Source organism: Sphaerisporangium siamense, assembly GCF_014205275.1.
Lineage (GTDB): Bacteria > Actinomycetota > Actinomycetes > Streptosporangiales > Streptosporangiaceae > Sphaerisporangium > Sphaerisporangium siamense.
In genome coordinates, this window is sequence record NZ_JACHND010000001.1 from 156,320 (window position 1) to 171,847 (window position 15,528).

Here is a 15,528-nt window from a genome sequence, read left to right on the forward strand (position 1 = left end):
GGCTCAGCCGAGGGCGTCGCGTGCCCGCGTGAACGCGGCGTACGCTTCGGCGTCGTACAGGACGAAACGTACCTCGGTCACGCTGGTGGACGCCTGGCGGACGGTGGTGAGGGCGATGCGGGCCGCGTCGTCCATGGGCCAGCCGTAGACGCCGGTCGAGATCGCGGGGAAGGCGACGGTCGCGGCGCCGAGCGTGTCGGCGACCTTCAGGGACTCGACGTGGCAGGAGGCGAGCAGGGGCGAGCGGTCCTCCGACCGGGCGTACACCGGGCCGACGGTGTGGACGACCCAGCGCGCGGGCAGCCGCCCGGCCGTGGTCGCGACCGCCTGCCCGGTGGGCAGCCCGTCGGCGTACCGGGAGGCCCGCAGCGCGCGGCACTCCTCCAGGATCGCGGGGCCGCCGCGCCGGTGGATGGCGCCGTCCACGCCCCCGCCGCCCATCAGCGACGAGTTGGCCGCGTTGACGACGGCGTCCACCGCCTGCTCGGTGATGTCCCCCTGAATCAGCGTGATCTCCATGGTCACCCCACTTCCCCGCGGACGAGCCGGTCCACGTAGGCGTCCTCGGCGGGCAGCGTGAGCCACGGCATCGCGGCGCCGAGGTGGGCGCGCCCGTGGAGGCCGAACCAGAGCCCGCAGGTCACCTCGAACGCCTGCTCCGGGGTGGTCTCGCGGCCGGAACGTTCGCGCAGGGCCTCGGCGACGGCGTCCTGCAACGGCTGGAAGGCCTCGAACCCGGCACGGATCACCTCGTCGGGCGGGGCCGCCCCCGTGCGCGGCGGGCCGACGTGGAAGACGGCCGCGTAGTGGCCGGGATGCTCCTCGGCGAAGCGCAGGTAGGCGCGGGCCATGGCGCGCAGGCGGGCGCGCACGTCGCCGGGGTGCGGCTCGGCCGCGGCGCGCAGCCGGGCGCTCAGCTCGCGCATGATGCGGACCTTCAGCGTGCGCACGAGCTCGGTCAGGTCGGCGAAGTGCAGGTACAGGGCGGTCGGGCTGACGCCGGTCGCGGAGGTCACCGTGCGCACCGACAGGCTCTCGACGTCCTGGCCGGCGTCGAGCAGCGCGGCCGTCGTCGCGAGCAGGGCCTCGCGCAGTTCCTCACCCGAGCCCCTCTTGCTGCGGGGACGGCTACCAGCGGTCATCGTCCGGAGTCTACCCCTTGGATCTTGCCGGGATCGATAGGTTGACAGTCGTACATTTACGACTGTACACATAGCCCTATGATCACACAGCAGCGGCGCATGGGCCGCACCCTCGGCGCGGCGGCCTGTGCCGTGGCCGCGATCACCCTGACGGCCCCGGCGGCGCAGGCGTCCGCGTCCAGCTCGTCCGCCTCGTCCCGCGCCGACCTGGTCGTCGGCGTCGGCAGCGACACCACCGAGGTCCTGTTCGACAAGCTGGCCCGGCACCACAACCGCGGCCCCGCCGCACGGGGCCGCGTCGTGAACCACTGGGCCACCGGCACACCGACCATCACCCCCAAGCCCGGATGCGCGCCGATCCCCCGCCCGAACGGCTCCTCCCCCGGCATCGCGGCGCTCGCCACGCGCGGCACCGCCGCCGACGGCAGCCCCTGCCTGGACTTCGCCCGCTCCGTGGCCCCGCGCTCCCCCGGCGCCCCGGCCGACGCGGTCTTCTACCCGGTCGCGCGGGACGGCCTGTCCTGGGCGTCGAACGAGAGCGGCAACGCGCCGGCCTCGCTGACCGTCCAGCAGGTCGCCGACATCCTGGAGTGCGACGCCGTGCGCTGGGACCAGGTCGGCGGCACCTCGCGGGAGACCATCGACGTCTACCTGCCCGAACGCGGGCCGGGCCTGGTCGGGCTGCTGCGTCACCTCGTCGGCGTCGAGCGCGTCGGGGACTGCGTCGGCGTCACCCAGCAGGACGACGGCACCACTCCCGAGGTGAAGGACAACCCGAACGCCCTGGTCTTCTACTCGATCGGCAAGTACATCGGCCAGACCGTCCACCACCGCGCGGACGTCCACGGGGACCTGCGGCTCGGCCTGGTCGGCGGGGTCGCGCCCACCGTGCGCGACCCGGCCACCGGGCGCGTGGAGATCAACCTCGGCCAGGTGCCCGGCGTGGCGGGCCTGCCGGAGTCGCTGCGGATCACCGAGTGGGTCGCGGTACGCAAGGACGCCGACGGCACGGTGCCGCCCAAGCTCGCCCGCCTGTTCTCCGGGCCGGGCTCGTGGCTGTGCGCGAGCCCGGTCGCGCGGCGCGACATCCGCGACCACGGCTTCCTGCCCATGCCCGACGGCGCGTGCGGCGTGCCGTCGTGACCGCCACGGTGCTGGTGACCGGCGGGACGGGCTACCTCGCCGGCTGGTGCGTCCGCGAGCTGCTGGACCAGGGGTACGAGGTCAGGGCGACCGTCCGCGACCTCGCCCGCGCCGGCGAGGTGCTCGCCCTGGCGGAGGACCGGTCGCGGCTGAGCGTCGTGCGGGCCGACCTCGGCTCCGACGAGGGCTGGGAGCGCGCCGCCGACGGCTGCGCCTATGTGCTGCACGTGGCCTCCCCCTTCCCGCGCGCCGCGCCGAAGGACCCCGACGCGCTGGTGCGGCCGGCGCGCGACGGGACGCTGCGGGTGCTGCGGGCCGCGGCCGGCGCCGGGGTCACGCGCGTCGTGCTGACCTCCTCAAGCTCGACCGTCGGGCACGGACGGCCGGCGCGCGGCGGGGTGCTGGACGAGACGGACTGGGCCGATCCCGCCCGGAGCCGCGCCTACGTGCGGTCCAAGATCCTCGCCGAGCGCGCGGCCTGGGAGTTCGTCGCCGAGCGGGGCGCGCGCGGCTCGCTGGTCACGCTCGCGCCGAGCACGATGATCGGCCCGGTGATCGGCCCGCACCTGTCGTACTCGGTGCTCGCGGTGTCGCGGCTGCTCGACGGGGCCATGCCCGGCCTGCCGCGGCTCGGCTTCTCGCTGGTCGACGTGCGCGACGTGGCGGCGCTGCACGTCCGCGCCATGACCGAGCCCGCGGCGGCGGGCGGCCGGTTCATCGCCGACGCCGGGTTCCGGTGGATGACCCAGATCGCCGAGGTGCTGCGCGCCCGCCTCGGCCCGGCCGCCGCGCGCGTGCCGTCCCGGCGGCTGCCGGACTTCGCCGTGCGGCTGGCCGCGCTGTTCGATCCCGAACTGCGGCAGGTGATCGACGAGCTCGGCGTGCGCACCGACTACGCGACCACGGCCGCCCGCACGGCGCTCGGCTGGGCCCCCCGCCCGCTCGACGACACCATCGCCGAGTGCGCCGAGAGCCTGCTGACGCGGCGGGTCGCGGCGTGAGCGTCCCTGGCCCGCGAGAAGGGGAGCCGGTCTTCCCGCAGGCCGGGGCGCGCGCCCCGGCCGACCCTCTACACGACGTAGTACTACCCAAGGTAGGCTTGCCTGCGTGAAGGGTCTCGGCGAGCTTGAACGCAGCATCATGGATATCCTCTGGGCCCACGAGGGCCCCCTCACCGCCAGGGAGGTCGGCCGCCTCATCGCCGATCGGGATCTCGCCCCGACCACGGTGATGACCGTTCTCGACCGATTGACCCGAAAAGGTTTTCTGAACCGCACCCGCGACGGCCGGGCATGGCGCTACGCTCCGGCGGCGAGCCGTGACGCGTACGTCGCGGAGCTTATGCTGGAAGCACTCGACATGACCGGGGACCGTTCGGCGGCGCTCACGCGCTTCGCCCAGACGGTCTCGGGCTCCGAGGCCGAAATCCTGCGCAAAGCACTCACGGAGCTGGAAGAAGAGTGATCATGGCCGCCGTCCTGACCGTGCTCGCCGTCGCGTGCGCGTTCGGAGCCTGGCGACTCACCTCCGCGCGCTGGCCCTGGCGGGCCCCGCGCTCGGCCATCCTGCTCTGGCAGTCCCTCGGCGTCACCTGGGGCCTCGCCACCGTCGGCGCGATGCTCGCCTACGCGCTCGAACCCTACGGCGAGGGCGTCGTGTACGGCCTGCACGCCTTCGCCGACTCGGCCATCTCCTTCGGCATGGGCCTCGGCCTGATCCAGCCCTACGACCTGCCCCGCGTCACCGCCCTCGTGGCCGGGCTCACGCTGCTCGCCGTGCTCGTGGCCATCCTGCTCGGGGCCGGGGCGCAGACGCTGCGCGCCCGGCGGCGCCACCGCGCCCTGCTGTCCCTGATCGCCCGCGACGACCCGGGCGTGCCGGGCGTGCGCGTGGTCGACCACCCCGGCGCGGCGGCGTACTGCCTGCCGGGCCTGCGCTCGGAGGTCGTGGTCAGCGCCGGCACGCTCTCCCTGCTCCACCCGGACGAGCTGCGGGCGGTGCTCGCCCACGAGACCGCCCACGTGCGCGAACGGCACGATCTGGTGCTGCTGCCGTTCGTCGCGCTGCGGTGGGCGCTTCCCTGGCTGCGCGTGGTGCGCGACGCGCACTCCTCGGTCGCCCTGCTGGTCGAGATGGCCGCCGACGACCGGGCGCGCCGCTACTGCTCGCCGCGCCGCCTGGCGACCGCGCTGCTGCGGTTCGGCACGGCGGACGCGGTCCCCGCGCCGAACGGCGCGCTCGGCGCGGCGGGCGAGCAGGTCATGGCCCGGGTGAACCGCCTGATCAAGCCGCGCGCCGAGCTGCCGCGGCGCTTCCGCTACAGCCTGGTCACCTTCTCCGTGCTGCTGTCCGCCTCGGCGCCGCTCCTGTGGATCTACCCCGGCTGATCCGGCCCGGTGCTTGCAACCGTTAGCCAGCGTGTTTGCAATTGCAAGCAGCGTGTTGCAGACTGGAGGCATGGAACTACCCAAGGTCGGCTCGATCGGCGAGTACATCCGCGATCAGCGGAAGCAGGCGAAGATCTCCCTGCGCCAGCTCGCCACTCAGGCGGGTGTGTCCAACCCGTACCTGAGCCAGATCGAGCGGGGTCTGCGCAAGCCGAGCGCGGAGATCCTGAACCAGATCGCCAAGGGCCTGCGCATCTCGTCGCAGGCGCTGTACGTGCAGGCCGGGCTCATCGAGGATCGTGAGCCCGACAGCGACGTGCTCGCCGCGATCAGGGCCGACCGCGGCCTCAGCGAGCGGCAACGCCAGGTGCTGACCGACATCTACGAGTCGTTCCGCAAGGAGAACCGCGCCGAGACCCCGACCCGGACCGGGCAGACGGACCAGGACGCCCAGGCCGGATCGGAGCCTCTGGTGGCCGACGCGGTTCCCGACGAGGAGGGTGCGACCTCCGCGCGGAGCGGCCGCATTCAACCGGAACCCAAGGAAGGTTAACCCATGCCTATCAACGACGAGGTCAAGAGGCTCGCCGAGTCCAAGCCGTTCTACGCCGTCGCCGGCGCGGGCGACTTCGCGGTGGAGAAGCTGCGCGAACTGCCCGAGCAGTTCCATCGCCTGCAGTCCCGCCGCTCCGAGGCGGGCGCCACCGCGCGCGAGCTTCCCGGAATCGCCCGCAAGTACGCCGAGAACGTGCAGGTCAAGGCCGAGGCCGTCGCCCGCGACCTTCCCGGCAAGGCCAGGGAGTACGCCGACACGATCAGTGCCAAGGCCGCCGAACTGTACGAGGACTTCGCCACGCGCGGCCGCAAGGTCGTCGGCAGGGTGACCGGCGAGGCCGCCCTGGAGCTGGAGGAGGTCTCCACCTCCGCCGAGCCCGCGACCGCCTCCCGCGCCCAGGGCCAGACCCGCAGGACGACCGGCACCCGCTCCACGGGCGCCAAGCGCTGACACCGGCGCGTCCGCGCCAGCCGTTCGGCCCGCTCCGGAACTTCGGAGCGGGCCGAACGCGTTGTCCCGGTGTCGTTGTCTCCGTCCTTGCGTTGTCCTGTCCATGCCCTGTCGTCGTCCCCGCACCGTCCTTACACAGTTCGGCGATCCTCACGCCCCACGCGTTCGGACCAGGTCGCGGCGATCGCCGGGGCCGGTCGGACGTCCTCCGTTCGGGGCTAGGCTGAATCCCGTCGAACACGTGACCTTGGAGAGGCCATGTTTCAGATCTACGGCGCCCTGGACCTCATCTTCCTGGTGCTCGCCATCGCGGCGTTCGGGCTGTGCGCCTGGGCCCTGTTCCACGCGCTCAAGACCCCGGCACGCGCCTTCGCCCTGGCAGGCAAGCTGAAGAAGCCGCTCTGGCTGGTGATCCTCGGCCTCGCCAGCCTGTTCACGTTCGCCGCCGTCGTCGGCTGGGGCGGGCTGTCGGTGCTGAGCATCTTCACGGTCGCCTCGGTCATCGGCGCGGGCGTCTACCTGGCCGACGTCAAGCCGGCCGTCGGAGAGATCGGCAAGGGCGGCGGTAGCGGGCCGTACGGACCATGGTGATCTGAACCCTCCCTGCCGTCCTGTTCGCGGGCATTCGCCCATCGATGTACCACTCCTGATGCCGTGCGGGCCGCTAGGCTCACACGCCATGGTTGATCTCGCCCGTCGGCTGACGCTCGCCCTCGCCGCGCTGAGCGTCCTCGCCGCCGCGCCCGCCGCCCACGCCGCGGCCGACAGCGTGAACAGAACGGACGTCACCGTCGAACTGCGCGCGGGCGGCATGCTGCACGTCAAGGAGCAGATCTCCTTCACCGGCCAGGTGCGCCGCACCCTTCTCACCCGCACCCGGTACGACGACGGCAACGACCGCGTGTACCGGATCACCGGCTTCAAGGGCGACGGCGCCCTGTCCGGCGACGTCATCACCCTCAAGGGGAACGGCAGCGCGACCGTCGAGTACGACGTCGCCGGGGCCGTCACGCCGCTCAGCGACGGCGAGGAGCTGCGCTGGTACGCCGTGAACGGCTGGTCCGCCCCGGTCAAGGAGGCCGTCGTCCGGCTGACCGGCCCCGCCCCCATGACCAACCTGTCGTGCTTCGCCGGGGACATCACCTCCGCCACCGGCTGCACCGCGGCGTCCATGACGAGCGAGAGCGGCCTGCAGGCGGAATACCAGCAGTCCGGCCTCGGCCCGTCCCAGGCCCTCACCGTCGTCGCCGGGTTCCCCAAGGGGGCGAGCGGCGGCAAACCCATCCTCGAACGGCGCTTCGACCTCGCGACCGCCTTCACCGTCAGCCCCGTCACCGGCGGCGCGCTCGGCGGGCTGCTGGTGCTGCTGCTCGGCGGGGTCGTCCTGCTGCACCGGCTGCAGGGCAGGGACGCCCGCATCATCGACCACGAGTCCGGCGGCCGGGTCACCGCGGTGCGCGACGGCCGGTTCGCCCCGCCGGACGGCGTGCGCCCCGGGCAGATCGGCACGCTGATCGACGAGCAGGCCGACGTGGTCGACGTGACCGCCACCATCGTCGACCTGGCCGTACGCGGCTACGTCCGCATCGACGAGCAGCCGCGCGGCGCCTACGACGCCCCCGACTGGATGCTCGTCAAGGTGCCGGACGCCCGCCTGGACGAGCTGCTCGACTACGAACGGGCCCTGTACCTGGCCATCTTCGACGGGCGCAAGGCGGTGCTGCTGTCCCAGCTCCACGGCTCGTTCGCCTCGCGGCTCGGCCGGGTGCGGGACGCGCTGTACCGCGACGTCGTCGCCCAGGGCTGGTTCGCCCGCCGCCCCGACTCGGTGCGCACCCGCTGGACCACGCTCGGCGTGACCGTCGCCGTCCTCGGCGTGCTGGCGACCGTGCTGCTGGCCTGGTTCACCACCTACGGGCTGCTCGGCCTCGCCCTGATCATCGCGGGCGCGGCGCTGGCGGTGGGCGGGCAGTACATGCCGGCCAAGACCGCGCGCGGCTCCACGGCGCTGGCCCACACGCTCGGCTTCCGCGACTACCTGGCCGGCGGCGAGATCGGCGAGGTGCCCGCGGCGCAGCGGATCGAGCTGTTCTCGCGCTACCTGCCGTACGCGGTCGTCTTCGACAACGTGGACCGCTGGGCGCGGGTCGTCTCCTCGATCGACGGCGACGGGCGGCAGGCCGACCACCTGTACTGGTACCAGGGCCCCGCCGAGTGGGACCTGACCAAGTTCGCCGACTCGATGCGCACGTTCACGCTCACCACCTCGGGCGCGATCTCCGCCTCCCGCCCGTTCCGCCGCTCACTCTGACCCGGTACGACGGGCTGACCGATCTCGCTGCCGGCCCCGGCTCACACCTGGCCGCGGACGCGGATCTCCCCCACCGGCGCCCCGCCGCCGTACTGCGGCGGGGTCCCGAGGGCGTCCAGCTCCGGGGAGTCCAGGCCGAGCCCGAGCGCGCGCAGCACGGCGACCGTCACCGGCGTCCGCGCCCGCTGGCCGCCGTCCTCGATCTTCACGGTGGCGGCGCGGCCGTCCTCGTACGCGAACGCGTCGAACGCCTCCGCGCCCGCCTTGAGCATCAGCCCGGGGACGGCCCGCATCAGCGCGGCCTCCGGACGCCTGGTGCCGGACGTCCACTCGGGGTGGGCGCGCATCACGTCGGCGATGCGGCGCTCGTGGGTGCCCGGCGCGGCCAGCGTGAACGCGCGGAACGCCCGCGCGACCCCGGCCATGGAGGCGAAGAACAGCGGCGCGCCGCAGCCGTCCACGCCGGTCGCCGCGATCCGCTCGCCCGTCAGCTCTTCGGTCGTCGCACGGATGGCCCGCTGCAGGGGATGGGCGGGGTGACGGTAGTCGTCGGTCCGCCAGCCGTTGACGACGCAGGTGGCGAGCATCGCGGCGTGCTTGCCGGAGCAGTTCATGGTGATCCGGGCGGGTCCGCCGCCCGCACGGATCACCCGGTGGGCGGCCTGCGTGTCGAGCGGCAGGTCCTCGGGACACCGGAGCGCGCTCTCGTCCAGGCCCGCGCCGGAGAGGATCTTGGCGACCCCCTCGACGTGGAACTCCTCCCCCGCGTGGCTCGCGCAGGCGAGGGCGAGCAGTTCGCCGTCCAGGCCGAGCCCGGCGCGGAGCATGCCGAGGGCCTGCATCGGCTTCATCGACGATCGGGGCGACGCCGCGGCGGCGACGTCGCCGTGCACCGCGACCGGCTTCCCCTCGGCGTCCAGCGCGAACACCCGCGCCCGGTGGACGGACTCCACAAACCCAGAACGAACGATTTCCACAGTCAACGGGTCAAGCGACACCTTTGTCTCCTTCCGCCCGCAAAGTGTACGAAGGAACTATGGCGTAGCCCGACCCACCGCGTTCCGCCCGGGTTCGCGGGCATCCTCACTCGATGGGAGAATCGGGGACCATGCGTGCGGTGGTGCAGCGGGTGGCGTCCGCGTCGGTGGTCGTCGACGGGCGGACGGTCGGGGCGATCGACGAGCCCGGCCTGCTCGTGCTGGTGGGCGTGACCCACTCCGACGGCCCGGCCGAGGCCGCCAAGCTGGCCGCCAAGCTGTGGGGCCTGCGCGTCCTGTCCGGCGAGAAATCCTGCTCGGACATCGGCGCGCCCCTGCTGGTCGTCAGCCAGTTCACCCTCTACGGCGACGCCAGGAAGGGCCGCCGCCCCACCTGGCAGGCGGCGGCGCCCGGCCCCGTGGCCGAGCCGCTGGTCGACGCGGTCGTCACCGAACTGCGCGCCCTCGGCGCCCGCGTGGAGACCGGCGTCTTCGGCGCCGACATGAAGGTCCACCTCGTCAACGACGGCCCCATCACCCTGATCATCGACATCTGACCGCGTCCGGCGGCGACCGGGCGGCCCCGAAGCGGCGCTCCAGGACGACCCGGCCATCTCACGACCCTGGCGTCATCGTGGCCGGCGCGACCCGAGAAGCCGGTGTCAGCGGATCCGGCGGCGCAGGGCCGGGTCGATCTTCACGTTCCGGCCGGCGTCCGGGGGGACGATGACCTCCTGGGTCGCGGCGACGCCGCCCGCCAGCAGGGCGATGTCGACCGGCACCGTGCGCTTGACCAGCGCCAGCGCGATCGGCCCCAGCTCGTAGTGGCGCACCGCGGTGCCGACGAAGCCGATCTGGCCCGGCTCGGCGCTGCCCTCGGTCGCGGCCTCGGGCTCGGCCTCGACGGGCGAGCCGACGCCGAGGGTGACCGGCGCCCCGTGCGGCGGCAGGGTGTCCACGCTGCCGTCCAGGTGCAGGAACACCAGGCGGCGCGGCGGGTGCCCGAGGTTGTGGACCCGCGCGACGGTCTCCTGACCCCGGTAGCAGCCCTTCGACAGGTGAACGGCCGCGCCGATCCATCCCAGCTCGTGCGGGATCGTCTTGTGGTCGGTCTCGAACCCGGCGCGCGGCAGATGCGCCTCGACCCGCAACGCCTCGTACGCCCACAGCCCCGCCAGGCCAAGCCCCAGTTCCTCGGGCAGCCCCGCCAGCCGCTCCCGAGGCACCAGAAGATCCCCTTCGATGGCGATCGCCCCCTCAGGCACCGCGACCGGCGCACTCTCCTCTCCGGAGCCGTCCAAGGAAGGCGAACTGTAGGACGACGCCGTGGCGGGACGCGGAGGCGCGACGGTCACGACCGCGTACGCGGAGGTCTCATCGGCGACCTCGACGCGCAGCATGAACCGCATCTTCTCCAGCCAGGCGATCAACGCCGCCGACGCGCCCGGCTCGACGTGCCCCCAGACGGACGTCCCGTCGTCCACGAGCGTCAGATGGTGCTCCACCCGCCCCTGCGCGTCCAGGAACAACGTCTGCGCCGGAACACCGGGAGCCAGCGTGTCGAGCTTCTGCGAGCTGAGATCGTTCAGCCACTTGAGCCGGTCGGGCCCGGTGATCCGGACCACCTCACGGTCACTGCGGTCCACCAGAGCCCGCCCCGCCGCGAGCGCCCGCTGCTCGGCGTACGGCTCCCCGTAATGCGCGGCGACACTCTCATCGGGCACCTCGCCCGCCACCGCACCCGACCTGTCCAACAAAGGGCTTCGCATGTCTTCAGGCTAGTCTGACGCCCGCGGATTGTGATCCGCAGGCGCGTGGACCCGATACACCTCGGCGAGTACCGCGCGGGGCCACGCGAGCCAGAACTTGGTCACGGTGCCGTACGGACAGATGGTCTACGCGGGAATCAGGGTGAACGCGTGAGTATGTACAGGCCGGACCACGGAGAAGTGGCGGACGTCGACAGTGGCCACTTCGGTCACCCGCATGCGCTCCGCCACGGCGACCACTGAGGCGTCCGCGGCCCCCAGGGGAAGATCGTGATATCGCTCGACCAGGACTGCGATCCTCGCGAGGTCGGACTCGGTGAGATCGACAATCCGGAACCAGCCGGACTCAAGCAGCCGGAGGAACGCCGCCTCTGCCTTGGAGCCGCCGAGCTTGCCGAGCATGTAACAGCTTTCACCGGCGACGAAGCTGGGGACGAGCAGCGGGCGCTTGGCAACGCGGAGTCGCATGAATGCCTGGACGCACCGCTGATGGTTCTTGTCGTCCTGGAAGGTCGCGGCCACGATCGGGCCGGTGTCGACAACGATCACGCTTCGTGACCGTAACCCTCCGCGAGGATTTCTTCCACCTGTTCAGAGGCGTCGCTTCGCCCTGCTCGGAAGGCGCCGAAAAGTGTGGGCAGGCCATCTGGTCCCAGTTCCGGCTCTTCGGTACGCGAGTGGACCAACTGGAGGAGACGCGCACGTTCTTCACGCACCTGATCCGGCCTGAGCTGGTCGATCAGCCGATGAAGATCTTCGTACTCTTCCTGCGGCGCCGTCATGCCGTCGAGTTTACGCTCTGATCCCATGCAAGAAGGGTGAGCAGCCCAGGATCCCGGCACAGACATTCACCCCAGATGATTGGGGCCTGTACGTGGGGAGTTCGAGGGGTGTCCCCTCGACTGGGGGTCGAAGAGGAACCGAAGGTCCCCCTGGGAAACGCGGTCCGAGCCGGAGGCGAGGGCCTTTCCCTGGACTGGGTTCTGCGGTCAGGGGCGGCAGGTGCGGCAGCGGCCGAAGATGGTGAGGTGTTGGACGTCGGTTTCGAAGCCCAGTTCTTTGTCGAGGGTGGTCACCAGGTCGCCCACCAGGGTGGGGCTGATCTCGGTGATCTCGCCGCAGCCGCGGCAGACCAGGTGGACGTGGTCGGCCTCGCTGGCCAGGTGGTAGGTGGGGGCGCCGTGGCCGAGGTGGGTGTGGGTGACCATGCCGAGCTGTTCGAGCAGTTCGAGGGTGCGGTAGACGGTGGAGATGTTGACGCCGCGCGCGGTCTCCTGCACCGCGGCGCAGATGTCCTCGGGGGTGGCGTGGCCGAGCCGGGTCACCGCCTCCAGCACGAGCTGGCGTTGCGGGGTGACGCGGTAGCCGCGCGCGCGAAGTTCCTCGTGCCACGTCTGCCCTGCCTGATGGGGCTCGCGCGATTGGTGCGCCTGCTGAGTCTGCTGCCCGTGCCGCGCCTGACCTGTTTCCCGGGTCCCGGTCATGCATCGAGTCTACGAGCAACGGCCCGGCGATGAGATCCGCGCGACGCCCGCGCCGGGAGTCCGGGCGGCCGGTTAATCGCTTGCTTGTGCGGAACTGCTCGCATAGCCTGCGAAGCACGCAGAAGGGAGGTGGTCCGAACAATGGTTAGTCATTATTGGGCTAGCGAGGTGGCTGTCCGCTAGGACGCGCCAAGTCAGGACCTTCCGTCCAGACGTCGTGCCCTCCCGGGCACTGGTGGCGTCCGGCGTAATCCAAGGCAGACACCGGAACCCCGGGCAGCCGGCGGGGGGAGTTCCCCTCTCCCCATGGTCCAGCCGGCCCTTCCCATCGTGACCGATCACGGCGGGCAGGAGCGCGCCCGGGGTTCTTTCATGCCCGCAGGTTCTCCGGCGGTCACCCCACCTTCTTGAGCTCCGCCGACAGGTGGGAGGTCAGAGGCTGGCCTTCCGCCGCCATGTCGTAGGCGTACATCAGGTTGCCTTCGACCAGGCCGTAGAGGCGGTGCCCTGCCGTGTACTCCTTGGCGGTGGCCGTGCGCGCGACGACGTCGCTGCGCAGCTCGATCTTGTGGAAGATCACCTCGCCGATGTAGATCTCGACGATGCCGGTCGGGTGGGCGAGCAGCACTTCGAGCTGCCGTTCCGGCAGGGCGCGCCAGTACCCCGTCTCGGTGGCGAGCGGGCGCACCATGGTGCCCTCGTCGTCCAGCAGCCAGGTCCTGCTGACGTAGCTGAGGAACGGCTTGCCGTTGTGCTCGAAGGTGATCTCCTGGCCGAACCGGAAGCTCTCGATCGTGGGGTAGCCGCCGACCCCGGCGCCCTCCCACCTGCCGAGGAGGAAGGCGATCGGTTCGAGGTCGGGATGCAGTGACTGGGAGTCCATGGCACATGAGCCTAAATGCCCGGACCGTGCGCCACGCCGCCGACACCGGACCGGCGATGACCTGGTGGAGCGGCCCTGACGGCGCATAGGCTCAGATCATGGCACGATCAATGGTGATAAAAGTGACGGCCGGTTCTGATGCTCCCGAGCGTTGCAATCAGGCGTTCACGGTGGCGGCGGCGGCGGTCGCGAGCGGCGTCCCGGTCTCCTTGTGGCTGACCGGCGAGTCCGCGTGGTTCGGCCTGCCGGGCCGGGCCAAGGAGTTCAGCCTGCCGGAGGCCACTCCTCTCACCGACCTGCTCGACGCCGTCCTCGCGGGCGGCAAGGTCACGGTGTGCACGCAATGCGCGGCGCGGCGCGGCATCGGCGTGGACGACCTCATCGAGGGCGTGCGCATCGCCGGCGCCCCGACCTTCGTGGAAGAGGCGCTCGGCGAGGGCGTGCAGGCGCTCGTCTACTGACGGACACCGATCGGGGGGCCACCTCAGCGGGGCAGGACGGCCCGCAGGCGCTCGTCGCGGAGCCGGTCGTACCAGGTGTCGTCGATCGGCCCCAGTTGCCCCACCGTCCAGCCCAGCAGGACGTCGGCGAGCCACGGGTTGCGCGCCAGCGCCGGGCCGTGCAGGTAGGTGCCCACGATCTTGCCGGCGTGGCAGCCTTCCGTGCCGTCACCGTTGCCCGTGCCCACCACCGTGCGCGAGAGGGGGCGCACGCCCGGCCCGAGCCGGGTGACGCCCATGTGGTTCTCGAAGCCGGTGAGCATCTGCCCGCCGAGGCCGGAGTCGACCTCGGCCGCCAGCTCGCCGACCGCGCGCGCGGGCCCGCGGGCGCTCTGGATGTCGAGCAGGCCGAGGCCCGCCACCGGCTGCCCCTCCTCGCCGCCGAACACCGTGCCCATGATCTGGTATCCGGCGCAGACGGCCAGCAGGGCGGCGCCGCGGTCGAGGGCGCGCCGCAGCCCGTCGTCGCGGCGCAGGCGCTCGGCCGCGAGGATCTGCGGACGGTCCTCGCCGCCGCCGATGAGGTAGATGTCCCCGGAGTCGGGCACCGGGTCCGCCGAGCGGACGTAGACGGTCTCGACGGGGATGCCCCGTCTGCGGGCACGCTGTTCGAGGATCAGGACGTTGCCCTGGTCGCCGTACGTGCTCAGAAGGTCGGGGTAGATCCACACCAGGCGCAGGGCGCTGTCAGACGGCACGGCCGAACTCCGCTCGAATCCGCTGGAAGGCTGTGTAGTTGGCGATCACGTCGACGCGGCCGGGAGGCTGCGGGTCCACGGCCTGTTCGAACGTGTCGCAGAGCTGGAAGGGCACCTCGGCGACGTCCAGCCGCAGGGCCAGGTCGAGCCGCCGCTCGCCGGTGACGTACACCGGGCGGCCGCGCAGGACGCGGTAGTCGACGTCCCACAGCCACGAGGTGTCGCGGCCGTCGGGCCCCTGGGCGTTCACCGACAGGATGATCGGCAGGGACGGGTCGGAGACCTCGAACGCCTCCAGCCATCCGGCGGGGTTCTTGGCGAGCAGCAGCCGCAGCGACCTGCCGTCCCGTTCGACGGTGGTGTAGCGGCCTGCCACCGAGCGGACCTCGCGCAGCCGGGGCAGGGCCCGCTCGACCGGCAGGCCGAACGCCTCGGCGGTGGCCAGGGCGATGGCGGCGTTGGCGCGGTTGGCCCGGCCGGGAAGCTGGAGGTCGAGCACCCAGCGCCGCCGGGCGGAGTCGATCACGGCGTCGTCGTCGAGCAGCCACACGGGCTCGGGACGGCGGAACGAGCACTCGCGGCACGCCCAGTCGTCGCCCTTGCGGTCGAGCGGGCCGCCGCAGCGGGGGCAGCACCAGGAGTCCTCTTTCCACGGCTGCCCGCACGAGACCCACGTCACCCGGCTCGCGGTCGAGGCGCCCCAGGTGACGAGCGGGTCGTCGCAGTTGGCGATGACGTGGGTGTTCTTGCCGGTGAGGGCGCGCTGCCACTTCTGGGCCAGCAGCCAGATCTCGGCCGCGCGGTCCATCTGGTCGCGGCTGAGGTTCATCAGGACGACCACGGAGGCGCCGGTCGTGTCGAGAACCTCGGGCAGGTACTTCTCGTCGACCTCCAGCACCGCGAGCGGCGCCTGCTTGGCCTGTGAGAGGGCCGAGACGTGGCCGGCGGGCATGTTGGCGCCGAAGGCGTTGGTGGCGACCTCGCCGAGCTCCTGCAGCGCGGAGGTGATCAGCCGGGTGGTGGTCGTCTTGCCGTTGGTGGCGCTGACCAGCACGAGTTTGCGGTCGGCCGCCAGTTTGCGCAGAAGGTCCGGCTCCAGCATGAGCCCGACGCGGCCACCGATCACCGATCCGTCGCCACGCCCGGTCACCCGGGACAGGGTGGCGGCCGTACGGCCGAGCGCGGTCGCGAGCTGAGCACGCAGCGGTAGCTGGGTCATGCCCGAGAT

20 protein-coding genes are annotated in these 15,528 nt (G+C 72.1%); 11 read left to right on the forward strand and 9 right to left on the reverse strand.

All coding sequences use genetic code 11. The features are described 5' to 3' along the window. Positions 1 to 3: 3 nt before the first annotated feature. Both BJ982_RS00690 and BJ982_RS00695 read right to left on the reverse strand, forming a co-directional pair. Complete coding sequence (locus tag BJ982_RS00690) at positions 4 to 519, reverse strand: O-acetyl-ADP-ribose deacetylase (RefSeq protein ID WP_184888279.1); 516 nt, start codon at positions 517 to 519, stop codon at positions 4 to 6. A gap of 2 nt (positions 520 to 521) precedes the next feature. Then, the gene (locus BJ982_RS00695) at positions 522 to 1,142 is read right to left on the reverse strand and encodes a TetR-like C-terminal domain-containing protein (protein ID WP_184875553.1); all 621 of its coding nucleotides are present in this window, start codon (positions 1,140 to 1,142) and stop codon (positions 522 to 524) included. A 78-nt stretch (positions 1,143 to 1,220) separates the two neighbouring features. Between BJ982_RS00695 and BJ982_RS00700 the strand changes: the two genes are divergently transcribed. From BJ982_RS00700 to BJ982_RS00735, 8 genes are all read left to right on the forward strand, one after another. Further along, a complete protein-coding gene (locus BJ982_RS00700; protein WP_184875555.1) occupies positions 1,221 to 2,285 on the forward strand; it encodes a substrate-binding domain-containing protein in 1,065 nt (354 codons plus the stop codon). Beyond that, positions 2,282 to 3,286, forward strand: coding sequence for an SDR family oxidoreductase (locus BJ982_RS00705; RefSeq protein WP_184875557.1), 1,005 nt, complete (start codon positions 2,282 to 2,284; stop codon positions 3,284 to 3,286). Before BJ982_RS00700 ends, BJ982_RS00705 begins: the two co-directional genes overlap by 4 nt. Positions 3,287 to 3,392: 106 nt before the next feature. After that, complete coding sequence (locus BJ982_RS00710) at positions 3,393 to 3,749, forward strand: BlaI/MecI/CopY family transcriptional regulator (protein WP_184608353.1); 357 nt, start codon at positions 3,393 to 3,395, stop codon at positions 3,747 to 3,749. Beyond that, complete coding sequence (locus BJ982_RS00715) at positions 3,746 to 4,672, forward strand: M56 family metallopeptidase (RefSeq protein ID WP_184875559.1); 927 nt, start codon at positions 3,746 to 3,748, stop codon at positions 4,670 to 4,672. Before BJ982_RS00710 ends, BJ982_RS00715 begins: the two co-directional genes overlap by 4 nt. A 70-nt stretch (positions 4,673 to 4,742) precedes the next feature. After that, positions 4,743 to 5,225: a helix-turn-helix domain-containing protein gene (locus BJ982_RS00720; protein ID WP_184875561.1), complete on the forward strand. Its 483-nt coding sequence runs from the start codon at positions 4,743 to 4,745 to the stop codon at positions 5,223 to 5,225. 3 nt (positions 5,226 to 5,228) lie between these two features. Further along, entirely contained in the window at positions 5,229 to 5,678 is a 450-nt protein-coding gene (locus BJ982_RS00725) for a hypothetical protein (RefSeq protein WP_184875563.1), read from the forward strand. A gap of 258 nt (positions 5,679 to 5,936) precedes the next feature. After that, entirely contained in the window at positions 5,937 to 6,269 is a 333-nt protein-coding gene (locus tag BJ982_RS00730; RefSeq protein ID WP_184875565.1) for a DUF2516 family protein, read from the forward strand. Positions 6,270 to 6,357: 88 nt separating this feature from the next. After that, a complete protein-coding gene (locus tag BJ982_RS00735; RefSeq protein WP_184875567.1) occupies positions 6,358 to 7,989 on the forward strand; it encodes a DUF2207 domain-containing protein in 1,632 nt (543 codons plus the stop codon). A gap of 41 nt (positions 7,990 to 8,030) precedes the next feature. On the opposite strand, the gene BJ982_RS00740 is transcribed toward BJ982_RS00735, so the two are convergent. Beyond that, positions 8,031 to 8,987, reverse strand: a complete 957-nt coding sequence (locus BJ982_RS00740) for an asparaginase (RefSeq protein ID WP_184875569.1) — start codon at positions 8,985 to 8,987, stop codon at positions 8,031 to 8,033. Between the two features lie 110 nt (positions 8,988 to 9,097). Here BJ982_RS00740 and dtd point away from each other — a divergent pair, with 110 nt between their 5' ends. Continuing rightward, on the forward strand, positions 9,098 to 9,523 hold the full coding sequence (gene dtd / locus BJ982_RS00745) for a D-aminoacyl-tRNA deacylase (RefSeq protein WP_184875571.1): 426 nt from the start codon (positions 9,098 to 9,100) through the stop codon (positions 9,521 to 9,523). Positions 9,524 to 9,628: 105 nt separating this feature from the next. Here the strand turns inward: dtd and ygfZ are convergent, their stop codons facing one another. Together ygfZ and BJ982_RS00755 are read right to left on the reverse strand one after the other, a co-directional pair. Further along, the gene (gene ygfZ / locus BJ982_RS00750) at positions 9,629 to 10,735 is read right to left on the reverse strand and encodes a CAF17-like 4Fe-4S cluster assembly/insertion protein YgfZ (RefSeq protein WP_184875573.1); all 1,107 of its coding nucleotides are present in this window, start codon (positions 10,733 to 10,735) and stop codon (positions 9,629 to 9,631) included. Between the two features lie 126 nt (positions 10,736 to 10,861). Beyond that, positions 10,862 to 11,284, reverse strand: a complete 423-nt coding sequence (locus tag BJ982_RS00755; RefSeq protein ID WP_184875575.1) for a type II toxin-antitoxin system VapC family toxin — start codon at positions 11,282 to 11,284, stop codon at positions 10,862 to 10,864. A 5-nt stretch (positions 11,285 to 11,289) separates the two neighbouring features. Here BJ982_RS00755 and BJ982_RS00760 point away from each other — a divergent pair, with 5 nt between their 5' ends. Then, the gene (locus tag BJ982_RS00760; RefSeq protein ID WP_184875577.1) at positions 11,290 to 11,538 is read left to right on the forward strand and encodes a hypothetical protein; all 249 of its coding nucleotides are present in this window, start codon (positions 11,290 to 11,292) and stop codon (positions 11,536 to 11,538) included. Positions 11,539 to 11,724: 186 nt separating this feature from the next. On the opposite strand, the gene BJ982_RS00765 is transcribed toward BJ982_RS00760, so the two are convergent. Both BJ982_RS00765 and BJ982_RS00770 read right to left on the reverse strand, forming a co-directional pair. Further along, positions 11,725 to 12,219, reverse strand: coding sequence for a Fur family transcriptional regulator (locus BJ982_RS00765; protein WP_184875579.1), 495 nt, complete (start codon positions 12,217 to 12,219; stop codon positions 11,725 to 11,727). Between the two features lie 394 nt (positions 12,220 to 12,613). Then, a complete protein-coding gene (locus BJ982_RS00770) occupies positions 12,614 to 13,102 on the reverse strand; it encodes a heme-binding beta-barrel domain-containing protein (RefSeq protein ID WP_184875582.1) in 489 nt (162 codons plus the stop codon). 98 nt (positions 13,103 to 13,200) lie between these two features. Here BJ982_RS00770 and BJ982_RS00775 point away from each other — a divergent pair, with 98 nt between their 5' ends. After that, positions 13,201 to 13,563 carry a DsrE family protein gene (locus tag BJ982_RS00775; RefSeq protein WP_184875584.1) on the forward strand — a complete coding sequence of 121 codons (363 nt, stop codon included), beginning with the start codon at positions 13,201 to 13,203 and terminating at the stop codon, positions 13,561 to 13,563. 23 nt (positions 13,564 to 13,586) lie between these two features. Here BJ982_RS00775 and BJ982_RS00780 read toward each other — a convergent pair whose 3' ends face one another. Together BJ982_RS00780 and BJ982_RS00785 are read right to left on the reverse strand one after the other, a co-directional pair. After that, positions 13,587 to 14,300: a type 1 glutamine amidotransferase gene (locus BJ982_RS00780; RefSeq protein ID WP_184875586.1), complete on the reverse strand. Its 714-nt coding sequence runs from the start codon at positions 14,298 to 14,300 to the stop codon at positions 13,587 to 13,589. Further along, positions 14,290 to 15,519 carry a MurT ligase domain-containing protein gene (locus BJ982_RS00785; RefSeq protein WP_184875589.1) on the reverse strand — a complete coding sequence of 410 codons (1,230 nt, stop codon included), beginning with the start codon at positions 15,517 to 15,519 and terminating at the stop codon, positions 14,290 to 14,292. Before BJ982_RS00785 ends, BJ982_RS00780 begins: the two co-directional genes overlap by 11 nt. Between the last annotated feature and the right edge of the window lie 9 nt (positions 15,520 to 15,528).